Source organism: Streptomyces sp. ICN903 (assembly GCF_022015835.1).
Taxonomy (GTDB): domain Bacteria; phylum Actinomycetota; class Actinomycetes; order Streptomycetales; family Streptomycetaceae; genus Streptomyces; species Streptomyces fenghuangensis.
Genome location: NZ_JAKMAY010000180.1, coordinates 1 through 12,251, shown reverse-complemented (window position 1 = coordinate 12,251; position 12,251 = coordinate 1). Strand labels below are relative to the sequence as shown.

Annotated in this window: 12 protein-coding genes and 2 pseudogenes; 8 read left to right on the top strand and 6 right to left on the bottom strand. The window is 72.9% G+C overall.

The annotated features are described in order from the left end of the window. Positions 1-208 (bottom strand): annotated as a pseudogene (locus L7D48_RS18455) (hypothetical protein); the annotation flags it as partial. A 93-nt stretch (positions 209-301) separates the two neighbouring features. Between L7D48_RS18455 and L7D48_RS18450 the strand changes: the two are divergent. From L7D48_RS18450 to L7D48_RS18435, 3 genes and pseudogenes are all read left to right on the top strand, one after another. After that, positions 302-1,264, top strand: coding sequence for a YafY family protein (locus L7D48_RS18450; RefSeq protein ID WP_237880564.1), 963 nt, complete (start codon positions 302-304; stop codon positions 1,262-1,264). A 135-nt stretch (positions 1,265-1,399) separates the two neighbouring features. Next, positions 1,400-1,621, top strand: a pseudogene (locus L7D48_RS18445) (type II toxin-antitoxin system Phd/YefM family antitoxin); the annotation flags it as partial. A gap of 441 nt (positions 1,622-2,062) precedes the next feature. Continuing rightward, on the top strand, positions 2,063-2,329 hold the full coding sequence (locus L7D48_RS18435) for a hypothetical protein (protein WP_237880563.1): 267 nt from the start codon (positions 2,063-2,065) through the stop codon (positions 2,327-2,329). A gap of 76 nt (positions 2,330-2,405) precedes the next feature. Here L7D48_RS18435 and L7D48_RS18430 read toward each other — a convergent pair whose 3' ends face one another. Then, entirely contained in the window at positions 2,406-2,621 is a 216-nt protein-coding gene (locus L7D48_RS18430; RefSeq protein WP_237880562.1) for a DUF397 domain-containing protein, read from the bottom strand. Beyond that, positions 2,618-3,448 (bottom strand): helix-turn-helix transcriptional regulator, encoded by an 831-nt coding sequence (locus tag L7D48_RS18425; RefSeq protein ID WP_237880561.1) that lies wholly within the window; start codon positions 3,446-3,448, stop codon positions 2,618-2,620. Before L7D48_RS18425 ends, L7D48_RS18430 begins: the two co-directional genes overlap by 4 nt. A gap of 174 nt (positions 3,449-3,622) precedes the next feature. Between L7D48_RS18425 and L7D48_RS18420 the strand changes: the two genes are divergently transcribed. The 3 genes from L7D48_RS18420 to L7D48_RS18410 all read left to right on the top strand — a co-directional run bounded on the left by L7D48_RS18420 (position 3,623) and on the right by L7D48_RS18410 (position 5,094). Then, positions 3,623-3,850 carry a hypothetical protein gene (locus tag L7D48_RS18420; protein ID WP_237880560.1) on the top strand — a complete coding sequence of 76 codons (228 nt, stop codon included), beginning with the start codon at positions 3,623-3,625 and terminating at the stop codon, positions 3,848-3,850. Continuing rightward, complete coding sequence (locus L7D48_RS18415) at positions 3,847-4,224, top strand: hypothetical protein (protein ID WP_237880559.1); 378 nt, start codon at positions 3,847-3,849, stop codon at positions 4,222-4,224. Before L7D48_RS18420 ends, L7D48_RS18415 begins: the two co-directional genes overlap by 4 nt. A gap of 147 nt (positions 4,225-4,371) precedes the next feature. Then, a complete protein-coding gene (locus tag L7D48_RS18410; RefSeq protein ID WP_237880558.1) occupies positions 4,372-5,094 on the top strand; it encodes a trypsin-like serine protease in 723 nt (240 codons plus the stop codon). Positions 5,095-5,217: 123 nt separating this feature from the next. Here the strand turns inward: L7D48_RS18410 and L7D48_RS18405 are convergent, their stop codons facing one another. Genes L7D48_RS18405 through L7D48_RS18395 form a run of 3 tightly spaced genes read right to left on the bottom strand, consistent with a single transcriptional unit; the run spans position 5,218 to position 8,870 of the window. Further along, the gene (locus L7D48_RS18405) at positions 5,218-7,560 is read right to left on the bottom strand and encodes an FtsX-like permease family protein (protein WP_237880557.1); all 2,343 of its coding nucleotides are present in this window, start codon (positions 7,558-7,560) and stop codon (positions 5,218-5,220) included. 6 nt (positions 7,561-7,566) lie between these two features. Further along, positions 7,567-8,367: an ABC transporter ATP-binding protein gene (locus tag L7D48_RS18400; RefSeq protein ID WP_237880556.1), complete on the bottom strand. Its 801-nt coding sequence runs from the start codon at positions 8,365-8,367 to the stop codon at positions 7,567-7,569. After that, a complete protein-coding gene (locus L7D48_RS18395) occupies positions 8,364-8,870 on the bottom strand; it encodes a PadR family transcriptional regulator (RefSeq protein ID WP_237880555.1) in 507 nt (168 codons plus the stop codon). Before L7D48_RS18395 ends, L7D48_RS18400 begins: the two co-directional genes overlap by 4 nt. 195 nt (positions 8,871-9,065) lie before the next feature. Between L7D48_RS18395 and L7D48_RS18390 the strand changes: the two genes are divergently transcribed. Continuing rightward, on the top strand, positions 9,066-10,364 hold the full coding sequence (locus L7D48_RS18390) for an ABC transporter substrate-binding protein (protein WP_237880554.1): 1,299 nt from the start codon (positions 9,066-9,068) through the stop codon (positions 10,362-10,364). A gap of 233 nt (positions 10,365-10,597) precedes the next feature. Then, positions 10,598-12,251: alpha-amylase family glycosyl hydrolase (locus tag L7D48_RS18385; RefSeq protein WP_237880553.1), on the top strand; the 1,654-nt coding region annotated here is incomplete at its 3' end.

Below are 12,251 nucleotides of genomic sequence, written 5' to 3'. Positions count from 1 at the left end.
CCGCGGCCACCACCGCCGTACCCGGCCCCAGCGCCCTGCCCAGCGGCGCGGCGGCGGCCAGGTAGAAGAGCCCGACGACGCCCATACCGGCCGCGTCCAGGGCGAGCAGGCGACGGACCGGGGGACCGGCATCCCGCCCGTTCCGCCCCGTCCTTTCGCCTGCCCTCCGGTCTTCTCCGGCCGCGACCGGGCCGTTCCCGTGGTTCATGGGCTCCTCCGTCCGTCCGCACCGCGCGTACGGCCGCAGGCTGCCCGCATAACCTGACAGCCGCCGTCATGTTTTCCGGGCACACTCGATGGTGTGAAGTCCGACCGGCTGCTGTCGATCCTCCTGCTCCTCCAGACCCGCGGCCGGGTGCGGGCCGCGGAGCTCGCCGAACGCCTGGAGGTGTCGGTGCGCACCGTCCACCGCGACATCGAGGCCCTGTCGGCCGCCGGGATCCCGGTCTACGCCGAACGCGGCCGGCACGGCGGCATCGCCCTGCTGCCCGGCTTCCGCACGGACGTCACCGGGCTGACCGCCGACGAGGCTCGGGCCCTGTTCGTCCTGGCGGGACGGGGTACGCACTCCGCCCTGGGACTGGACAGGGCGTTCGCGTCCGCGCTGCGCAAGGTGATGGCCGCCCTCCCCGCACCGCACCGACCGGCCGCCGAACTGACCAGCCGCCGCGTACTGGTCGACCCGGAGCGGTGGCTGGCGCCACCGCGCCCGGCCGTGGACCTGGAGCCACTGCACGCCGCCGTCCTCACCGACCGGCGGCTGCGCATCCGCTACCGGCACGGCGGCCGGGAAAAGGTGCGCGCCTACACCGTCGATCCCTACGGGCTGGTCGCCAAGGCGGGCACCTGGTACCTGGTGGCCGACCACCGCGGGCGCGGCCGGCTGTTCCGCGCCGACCGGCTGACGGACCTCGCCGTCACCGAGTCGCCGGTGCGGCGCCGCGAGGGCGTGGAACTGGCTCAGGTGTGGGCGGGGTTGCGGCGCGAGGTGGAGAACCGTCCCGGCGGCGTCCGGATCACGGCGCGGGTGCGGCGCGAGCGGCTGGACATGGTGGTGCGCATCGCGGGCGCGCACCTCTCGGGCGAGCCCTCCACCCCGGACGGAGCGGGCTGGGCGCGCGCCGAGTTCGACTACCCGGTCCTCGCGGCGGTCCGCCAACTCCTCCAGTTCGGCACCGACGTGGAGGTGCTCACCCCACCCGAGGCCCGCGCGGAACTGGCCCGCGCGGCAATAGAGATCCGCTCCCTGTACGACGGCGCCTGACACCCGCGTGCCCTGCGGGCCGCCATGGGCGTAACGCGAGAGGACCGTCTCCGGCGCGACTCATGGAAGGCTTGGCTGGCCCCACACAGCAGCGAGTGGTGCCGCTTCTTATACCACTTGAAGGGAGAGGTGACCGTGTCCATCACCGCCGGCGAGGCTCGCAGGAACCTGTTTCCGCTGATCGAGCAGGTCAACAACGACCGCGCCCCCGTGCACATCACGTCCCGCAACGGGAACGCCGTACTGCTGTCGGAGGAGGACTTCGCCTCCTGGCAGGAGACGATCCACCTCCTGCGCTCGCCCGCGAACGCCCGCCGTCTGGCCGAGTCGATCGCAGAGGCCGAAGAAGGCCGGGCCGAAGGCGAGGGCCGGGCCGTGCGGGGCCTTGCTGTCGCGCACGGGAACGGCACCGCATCGACTCTGAAACCGTGAAGCAGAAACGGAGAGAACCGTGGTCCGGAAACGGGCGTGGACACCCGCCTTCTTGATGCTCGCTGCGGCTTCCCTGCTGCTGAGCCAGGCAACCGAAGGTTACGCGGTCCTCTGGTGGGTGGTTTCCATCGCCTTCCTTGCCGTGGCCCTCGTCATGGCCGTTCGCGCGAACAGCGGGCGTAAAGACTTCGCCACAACCGGTCTACAGTCTCGGCTTCGGTGAGCCGACTGGACCTTGGCGTCCGCCTTCAGGCCAGAGGCGACCTGTTGTCCTACTGGGATCGCCTCCCAGCAGGACAACAGGGCAGACGTATGGTCCCGTCGACGCCCGGTGCCCTTACCGTCCAAGCAGTCCACTCCGGGTCAGTGGAGGATCAGGCAATGGATCGATCAGCTCTGGACGCGCTCGCATCAAGCATGGTCAGTCGAGGCACCCCTGAACGCGAGCAGGCACTTCGAGAACTACGGAGCCGAGGAAACTCCCCGGTCGAGACCATCTATGTCATGTCCCGAGTGTTCGGAATCTCCCTGCCCGAGGCCAAGGCTGCGCTCTACGAAAGCTCCGCGTGGAGTGACCAGCATGCCGACTGGCAAAGCCTGCACTCCGAACTCTCCCGCGATCCAGGCAACTGACCCTTCGAAGGCGTTCGACATCGGCATCTGACGAAGGTGCCGGTGGACCCCAGCCGACAGCACCTGCCGGACCGGCTCAGCCGGTGAGCCGGTTGTCCTTGACGGCGGTGAGGAACGACGCCCAGGTGTCCGGGGCGAAGGCGAGGGCCGGACCGTGCGGGTTCTTGCTGTCGCGCACGGGGACGGTGCCGGGGAGGTTGTCGGCGACCTCGACGCAGTCGCCTCCGTTGAGGTTGCTGTAGCTGGACTTGCGCCACCGTGCGGCGGTTATCTCGTGCGGGGAGGTGGTCATGAAAGCTCCTCCAGAAGTCGGAGTAGGAACTCCGCCGAGTCACGCGGGGACAGGGCGTGGTCGCGCAGCCGATCGTAGCCGACCTGGAGTTCTTCGACCCGGGCCGCTTCCTCGATCAGTTCCCCGCTGTAGGCGGTCTCCACCCAGGCGACGGTCCTGCCGTCCAGCAGTCGCAGGAACGCCGTGTCCGTGTGACTCAGTTCGCGCAGTCCGGCGCGAAACGGAAGCACTTGCAGTATCACGTTCCACAGTTCTGCCGTATCGACCAGATACTTCAACTGCTCGCGCCATACCGTGACGTCCGGCAACGGGCGGCGCAGAACGGCCTCGTCGAGAATCGCCCTGAGCTGAGGCGCGCCATCGCCCGTCAGGACATCCCTGCGGCTCATGCGCGCCTTCACCTGCTGTTCCAGTTCGTCGCCTGGACGCAGGCCACCCAGCGTCAGCAGCTCACGGGCGTACGCCTCGGTCTGGAGCAGCCCCGGCACGACACCGGGTGAGTACTTCTGAATACTCACCGCCTCGCCCTCGAGTGCCATGAATCGGCGGTACTTCTCGCGGAACCGGGTGGCGTCTCCGGCCGCCAGCTCCCACAGGGCCAGCAGCAGGCCAGGGGTGTCGTAGTACTGGTCGAGGGCCTGGGCGACGTCCGGGCTGCCGATGGTGTGGCCGCTCTCCATCTTGCCGAACAGCGACCAGTCCCAGCCCAGTGCCTCGCCCAGCTTCCGCAGGCTGTCGCCGCGTTCGGTGCGCAGGGTGCGCAACTCCTCGGCGAACCGTCGGCGCGGCTCCTGGCTGCGGCCCGTGACCACTCTTCTCGGCGGCATTCCGTCCCCCTCCGTGGAATGTGTGGAAGCGGCGCCGGGCGGCCGGGAAAGGCTTCCCGGCCACGGGTGTTCGCGCTCCACTCCGGTTCATGCTCGTAAAGCGAACGCGACCGACGGTAGTCGCGCTGTCGCTTCTCGCACAGGGATACGGTGGAGGGATCACACCATATGGTGATGAAGGACTCGGATCAGGTTGGGGAGCAACGAATCGGGGAGGCGGAGGCGGCCCGTGACGCGCTCGCCGAGGCGCTGCGGCAGGCGGGGATCCGGTTCCCGGCCGTGGACGTCCGCACCCCCGTGCGCGTGGACGGGGCGACCGGTTACGCGATGGTGGTCCTTGGCGAGTGCTCCGCGCCGGTGGCGCGGGAGTTGGCGGCCGTCATCGAGCGGGGTGCGGTGTGACGCCGCCTCCTTTCACCCCGGCCGTCGAGCGCCCGTGGCGTGACGGGTGGCCGCTGCCGGCGCACACCGACGACGCCAATGGCTGGATCACGGGCGGCTGCTGGCTGTACTGCCGCCGTGAGGGCGTGCGCGTGCTGTGGATCGGTTCGGTGCGCACTCCCGGCGCGGCGGGCGATGTGTACGCGTGCGGCCCGTGCATCGCGGAGCTGGACCACATGGTGCGCCTCCAGTCCCACGGCCGGGACGAGCCGCCTGACGGAACGGGCGGCACGGACGGCGCGACGGGGACCGGTGGTTCGTGCGGGCACCGGCGGATCGGGAGGCTCGGCGGCAGGGTCCGCTGCCGCGACTGCGGGCGGCAGATCTACCTCTGAGCCGCCCTCAAGGCTCCGAAAGCCCGGGCCATAACACCGTGCTATGGCCAAGTGGTAGTACCCAGCCCGTTCCGCTTACGGGAATCCTGGTGCCTCCCCCACAGGCCACACGCGAACCACCGCGTGTATCCGGAAGCGAGGCACCCCTTGCGAATAACCAGGCTCGTCCCCGCTCTGATCGCGGCCATGGCCGCCGTTCTCTCCCTCTTCGTGCTGGCCCCGGCCGCGTCCGCCAAGGAGGCGCCCGGCAGCGGCGGTCCGCAGCCGATCATCGGCGGCGGGTACGCGCAGAACGCGCCCTGGGCCGCGCGGCTGTTCTCCAACGGCCGTGAGACGTGCTCCGCGACGATCATCGCGCCGACCTGGATCCTCACCGCCAAGCACTGCGTCAGCGGTGGCGGGCTGTCGTTCCGCATCGGCAGCCTCAACCAGCACAGCGGCGGCACCGTCGCCAACGGCACCCAGATCTACAACCACTCCTCCTCGGACCTGTCGCTGGTCCGCCTGGACCGCTCCGTCTCGGCGACCTACGCCCGCCTGGGGCAGCCGGGTTCGGTGTCGGTGAACCAGACCGTGCAGGTCTACGGCTGGGGCGCGACCTCCCGGTGCGGCTCCGAGGCCAACTGCCAGTCGCAGTACCTGAAGGTCGCGAACGTGATCGTGACCGGCGGCTGCCGTGACGCCTACTACGGTTCGGCGATCTGCGCCCGCCGCGGCGACGGCATCACCGCGGGCGGCGACTCCGGCGGCCCGATGATGGCCAACGGCGTCCAGGTCGGCGTCGCGTCCACCAGCGACCGGCAGACCACCACGGCTTACACCAACGTGACGGCCTACCGCTCCTGGATCCAGTCGATCGCGGGCGTCTGATCCCGCGCGGCCCGTTCTCACGGCAGTCTCTTCCTCCGGGTCCTCCCCGTTCCGCCTCGGCGGAACGGGGAGGACCCGTTTCCGGTTTCGGGCGGTCGGAACCGGCCGGTCACGCCCGGGCGGTCAGAGGGTCTCGCTGAGGGTGTCGGCGATGCGGCGGCGGGAGGCGCGGGCGGCGGGGACGGCCGAGACCGCGACCGCGCCCACCACGGCCGCGGCGGCCACCAGCAGCAGGACACCGGGGGGCGGGGCCTGGGCTATGCCCGCGCCGATGCCGCTGGAGCGGCCCTGCGCGTCGATCAGCCACCGTCCGGCGGCGGCCCCCAGCACGGTGCCGGCGAGGGCCGCGGCCAGGGCGGTGAAGGCGGTGGAGACGGTGATCACGCCCGCTATCTGGCGCGGGGTCAGGCCGATGGCCTTCAGCGCGAGCAGGTCGCGTCCCCGGTCGCGGACGCGGGCGCCGAGGACGGTGGACAGTTCGGTCAGGCCGATCAGGGCGAGGACGGCGATCAGTCCGGCGATGACGCCGCGCACCCCGGCCAGCTCGTCGGCCGGGTTGGCCGGTTCGCGGACCTCCAGCCGCCCGTCGAAGGAGGCGGCCAGTTCGGCGCCGACCTCCCCGGCGTCGGCGCCGTCGCGCAGGACGAGGTGGTGGACGTCGGGCGCGGCCGGGCCCGGGCCGTCGCCCAGGTCGAGGTTGTCCAGGGAGGTGGAGATCACCCGGCCGCCGTCCTCGGGTTCGATGGAGCGGCCGGTGATGTGGAGGATCTGCGGGCGGCCCTGGACGGTCATCCGCACCCAGTCGCCGACGCGTACGTCCAGCAGGTCGAGCAGCCCCTGCCCGGCGACGGCCTCGTCCGGGCCGTCGGGGAGGCGGCCCTCGGCCAGGGCGAAGGGGTAGGGCTCGGTGTCGGTGCCCAGGCCGCGCAGGGTGATGGTGGCGGTCTGGCCGGGGACGAGGGCCTCGACCTCCGTGCCGGGGTGGACGGCGGTGACGTCGGGGTGCGCGGCCAGCAGCCGCTCGGTGCGGGCGCGCCGGCCGACCCCGGAGGCTGCGCCCTCCGGGGAGCCGTCGCGCACGGTGAGGGCGGCGGGCAGGCCGACCTCCTCCGGGCGTTCGTGGAAGCGGTCCACGGTGGTCCAGGCGCCCAGCGCGGCGGTGATCATCGCCAGCGGCACGGCCAGGCGCCCGACTGCGGCCAGCGAGCGGGCCCGGCCGGGGAACGCGCCGCGCCAGCCGAGGACGAGGGCGGGGGGCGCGTCCCGGCCCAGGGCGCGCCGCTCGGGCAGGGTCAGCGGGCCCAGTCCGCGCGGCACCGCCGTACGCGCCACCGGCACGGGCGGCACCCGGCCGGCGCGCCAGGCGGCCAGCGAGGTGGCGGTGGCGATGAACAGGACGGAGGCGCCGGTGGTGGCCAGCACCGTCCAGGTGTGGCCGGGCAGTTGCCGCCACACGTCCACCGCCTCGCCGATGCGGCCGGGGATGCGCGCGCCCAGCAGTTCGGTGACGGCCGCTCCGCTGGCGACGCCGAGGAGGGCGAGGCCCAGGTGCTGGACGAGGAAGACGCGGACGACCTGGGCGGGGGTGAAGCCGATGGCCTTCAGCACGGAGATGTCGCGCAGATGCCCGTGGACGCGGGTGCTGATCGCCCCGGCGACCGCCAGGGCGGCGGCCAGCAGCGCGCCGAGTCCGAAGAGTGCCAGGAGCAGGCCGAGCAGCCGCCCCTGGCCCGCTGCTTCGGCGCGGGCCTGCTGCCAGCGGGTGACCTGCGAGACCTGGTCGGCGCCGAGGGCGGTGACGGCGCGCTGGACCATGAAGTCGGTGTCGTCGGGGTCCGCCAGGCGCAGTCCGACGGTCTGCCCGGTGCGCTCGGGGTCGGGTTGGAGCTTCTCCAGCGCCTTCTCCGGCAGCCAGCCGATGCCGGGGGTGTCGCCGGGGGTGTAGCGGGGCTCGGCGGTGTCGGCGACGCCGGTGACGCGCAGCGTGTGCTCGGTGCCGCGCGCCCCCCGTGCGGTGAGGGTGTCGCCGGGTTCGGCCCACAGGGCGCGGGCGAGGGAGCCCTCCAGGACGATCTCGTCGGCGGCGCCGGCCGCCGGCCAGCGGCCTGCGGTGACCAGGGGGCGTCCCACCGCGGGCGGTTCGGGTCCGGTGGCGCGCAGTTCCGCGTTCGCCCGCGCGCCGCCCAGTTCCACGGTGGTGCGGGCGGTGCGGAAGGGGCCGGACAGGCCCGTGACGCCCTCCAGGTCGCGCAGTTCCTCCGGCTGGGCGCCGTCGCGGGTGTGGATCCACACGTGCGCGCCCTCGGACTGGGTGAAGACCCGCTGCCAGGGGTCGGCGGTGTAGGAGAACAGCGCGCCGGCGAGCAGCAGGGAGGCGACGATCCCGGCCGTGGCCAGGACGGTGAACAGCGCCTCGCCGCGGTGCGCCCGCAGGTCGGCGTGGGCCCAGCGCAGGGTGGCGCGCACGTCGTCTCAGTCCTTCAGTTCCAGTACGCCGGCCACGCCCTTGCCGCGCCGCCGAAGGCCCGGTCCGTCCGCGTCCAGGGCGGCGTCGTCGGCTATGCGGCCGTCGAAGAAGCTGATGACGCGGTCGGCGGCGCTGGCCATCCGGGCGTCGTGGGTGACCAGCACGATGGTCTGGCCGCGGCCGTGGAAGCGGGAGAGCAGGCGCAGCACCTCGCGGGTGCCGCGGCTGTCGAGGCTGCCGGCGGGCTCGTCGGCCAGCAGCAGGTCGGGGTGGTTGACCAGGGCGCGGGCCAGGGCGACGCGCTGCTGCTCGCCGCCGGACAGCTCGCCGGGCATGCTGCGCTCCTTGCCCTCCAGGCCGAGTTCGGCCAGGAGTTCGGCGCGGTCGGCGCGGGCCCCCTTCGGGCTGCTGCCGGCCAGCAGGGCGGGCAGTTCGACGTTGTCGGCGACGGTGAGGTTGGAGACGAGGTTGAAGAACTGGAAGACGATGCCGATGCGGCGGCGGCGCAGCACCGCCCACTGGGACTCGCCGTAGGAGTCCAGGCGGGTGCCGTCGAACCAGATGCTGCCGGCGTCCGGCTTCTGGAGCCCGCCGAGCAGGTGGAGGAGGGTGGACTTGCCCGCGCCGGAGGGGCCGGTGACGGCGACGAACTCGCCGCGCGAGACGGTCAGGTCCACGCCCCGCACCGCCCTGGCGGGGGCGCCCTCGCCGTGGTGGGTCTTGACCAGGCCCTCGGCCCGTACGAGGGGGGGCGGGTGTGCCGGTGCGGCGGGGCCCTGGCCGGCCGGTGCCTGGGAACGGCTCATTCCAACTCCTCCTGACAGCGTTCCAGCCAGTCGAGGTCGGCCTGGAGGTGCAGCATCGCGCCCTCGATCAGCAGCTGCGCCACCCGGTTGTCCCGGTCCTCGGCCGCCGCGAGCCGGGACAGCTCGCGCATGGTGTTGAGGTACTGGCGGCGCTGCTTGTTGATCAGCGCGATCTGGTCGGCCAGACCGGTCTGCGGGGCGATGGCGAGCTTCATGAAGAACTCGTCGCGCACCCGGGGTTCGTCGGTCGGTTCCTCGAACCACGCCCGCACCGCCTCGCGCCCCGCGTCGGTGAGCCGGTAGATCCGCTTGTTGGGCCGGGTGGACTGGGCGACGTCCTCGCCCTCGATCAGTCCCGACTTCTCCAGCCTGCCCAGCGTGACGTAGATCTGCCCGACGTTCGGCTGAGGGTACGCGGCGCCCAGCAGCTTCTCAAGGGCCTGCTTGAGCTCGTATCCGTGGGCGGGACCGGCCGCGAGGAGGGCCAGGAGCGGCAGACGCACGCGCGCACTCCTCCTCCCCGTCCCGTGCCGGGCCGGTGCCGGGCCGGCGGCCCTTCCGGGCGGCGGCGGCCCGGTCGGCGGTGCGCCGGCTGTCTGTCGGTCGGCGTCTAGTATCGCCCATGCCCAACGGGTATATATGGGCGTCCGGTGCTCGACGGCGAGGCCGCGCACGACCGGTGCGCTGGGGAGGGACCTATGCGGTGGACGCGGGCCGCGGGGAGGGGGCTCCTGGCCGCCGCCGTGGTGCTGGCGGGCTACGCCGGACTGGGTTCGCCGGCCGCCGGGCCGGTCGCGCACGCCGGGGGGCGCGGCCCCGTCACCCTGGTCACCGCCGGCGATCTGACCGACTACCTCGACCCGGTGCTGGACGACTGGAACCGCGCGCACCCGGGCGAGGAGGCCACCCTGGTGGAGCTGCCGGACTCCGCCGACGAGACCCGCGCCCAGATGGTCACCGGCCTGCGCTCGGGCAGTTCCCGCTTCGACGTGCTCAACATCGACGTGGCCTGGACCTCGGAGTTCGCGGCGGCGGGCTGGATCGCCCCGGTGGATCCCGGCCGCTTCCCGCTGGACGCCTTCCTGCCGCCGGTGGTGGACACCGCCACCTTCGGCGGGCGGTTGTACGCGGTGCCGTACGTGACCAACGCCGGGCTGCTGTACTACCGCTCGGACGTGCTGGCGAAGGAGGGCGAGCGGCCGCCGCGCACCTGGTCCGAGCTGGAGCGGCTGGCGAGGGACGTCGCCCCCCGCTACGGACTGGACGGCTACGCGGGCCAGTTCCTGCCGTACGAGGGGCTGACGGCCAACGCCACCGAGGCGGTGCGCTCGGCGGGCGGTTCGCTCCTGGGCGACGAGGGCGCGACGGTGACCGCCGACTCCGAGGCGACCGTGGAGGGGCTGGGTTTCCTGGCCGACGGGGTGCGCGAGGGCTGGATCCCCGAGGAGTCGCTGACCTGGAAGGAGGAGGAGTCGCGGCAGGCCTTCCAGGACGGGCGGCTGCTCTTCCTGCGCAACTGGCCGTACGTGTACGCGCTGGCCGGCGGCGAGGGGTCGAAGGTGGCCGGAAAGTTCGGGGCGGTGCCGCTGCCCGGTCCGGACGGTCCGGGCGTCAGCGTGCTGGGCGGCTCCAACCTGGCGGTCAGTTCCCTGTCACGGCACCCGGAGACGGCGGCCGATCTGATCGCGTACCTGACCGGTGAGCAGGTGCAGCGCCGGGTGCTCACCGAGGGGGCGCTGCCCCCGGTGCGGGCGTCGCTGTACTCCGATCCGGAGCTGGTGCGCGCCTTCCCCCATCTGCCGGCCCTGCGGAAAAGCGTGCTGGCGGCCGAGCCGCGCCCCAAGAGCCCGCGCTACGACCAGGTGAGCCTGGTGGTGCAGGCGGTGGTGCACGACGCGATGGCGGGGCGGCAGACCCCGCGGCAGGCGGTCGCGCGGCTGGCGCGCGAGCTGCGGTCCCTCGCGCGCGAGGGCGCCGGGCCTGCCGGCGAAGGCTGACCGGTCCGCGGGCTTCACTCTCCCTCGCCCACTCATTTCCTAGATACCTGTTAGGTACTAGTGAGCCCTCTCCGGCGTCCCTCGCCCGGACATACCGGGGCATACAAGGGCGGCTTCCCGACCACTCGTTGACACCTCGATGACACCCGTACATAACATGCATGCATAACGGCGGCTCACGAACAGCGGCTCACGAACCATGTGCTCCGCGAGCAGGAACGGGATCACGAGGGATGCTCACAGCCACGACCGACCACGGCGTCTCGCCCCGCCCCGCGCGGGGTGCCTCCGCCCCCGGCACGTCCCGGAGCTGGTGGCGGGACGCGGTGGTCTACCAGGTCTACGTCCGCAGCTTCCTGGACAGCACCGGCGACGGCATCGGTGACCTGGCCGGCGTCCGCGCCGGGCTGCCGTACCTGCGGAAACTGGGCGTGGACGGCATCTGGCTCAGCCCCGTCTACCCCTCCCCGCAGCACGACCACGGCTACGACGTCGCCGACTACCTCGACGTGGACCCGGTCTACGGCGATCTGGAGGAGTTCGACCGCCTCGTGGCCGCCGCCCACCGCCTGGGCCTGAAGGTCGTCCTCGACATCGTCCCCAACCACTGCTCCAGCGAGCACCCCTGGTTCCGCGCCGCGCTGGCCGAGGGGCCGGGCGGCCCGCACCGCGCCCTGTTCCACTTCGCCGACGGCCGCGGCGAGAGCGGCGAGGTGCCGCCCAACAACTGGCGGGCGATGTTCGGCGGCCCGGCCTGGTCCCGCGTCACCGAACCCGGCGGCGAACCGGGCCAGTGGTACCTGCACCTGTTCACGCCCGAGCAGCCCGACCTCAACTGGCGCCACCCGGCCGTCGCCGAGCACTTCGACCAGGTGCTGCGGTTCTGGCTGGACCGGGGCGTGGACGGCTTCCGCGTCGACGTCGCCGCCGGGCTGTTCAAGCACCCCGAACTGCCCGACTCCCCCGACCCGGAGGCCGACGAGCGCACCCGCGACTCGGTCAACCCGCTGGCCTGGAACCAGCCCGAGGTGCACGGCGTGTGGCGCCGCTGGCGCGCGCTGTGCGACGAGTACGCCGACCGCGACGGCCACGACCGGCTGCTGGTGGGCGAGGTGTCGGTGCCCACCGCCCGCGAACACGCCAAGTACGTACGGCCCGACGAGCTGCACCAGGCGTTCTTCTTCCACCTGCTGGGCGCGCCCTGGGACGCGGACGCCTTCCGCAAGGTCATCGACGAGGCGCTGCGGGACATCGCGGGCACCGGCTCCACCGTCACCTGGGTGCTCAACAACCACGACCAGGTCAGGACCGTCACCCGCTACGCGGGCGAGGGGGGCGGGCCGGGCAACCCCGGCCTGGGCGCCGCGCGCGCCCGCGCCGCCGCGCTGCTGATGCTGGCGCTGCCCGGCGCCGCCTACGTGTACCAGGGCGAGGAACTGGGCCTGCCCGAGGTGGTGGACCTCCCCGACGAGGTGCTCACCGACCCCATCTTCCGCCGCACCGGAAGCCGCAGCCGCATCCGCGACGGCTGCCGCGTACCGCTGCCGTGGTCGGGCCACGCCTCGCCCTTCGGCTTCACCTCGGGCGCGGAGGAGGCCCGCCCGTGGCTGCCGCAGCCCGAGTGGTTCGCCGAGCACGCCACCGACCGGGCGCTGGCCGACACCCGCTCGTTCTGGCACCTGTACCGCGACGGCCTCCAGCTGCGGCGCGGTCTGCCCCAGCTCGGCGAGGGGACGCTGCGCTGGCTGGACGCGCCGCCGCAGGTCCTGGCCTTCGAACGCGGCGACGGGCTGGTCTGCGCGGTCAACTTCGGCACCTCCCCCGTGCCCGCCCCGGTGCCCGGCACTCCGCTGCTGGCCAGCGGCGAGTGCCCGGACGGAACGCTCC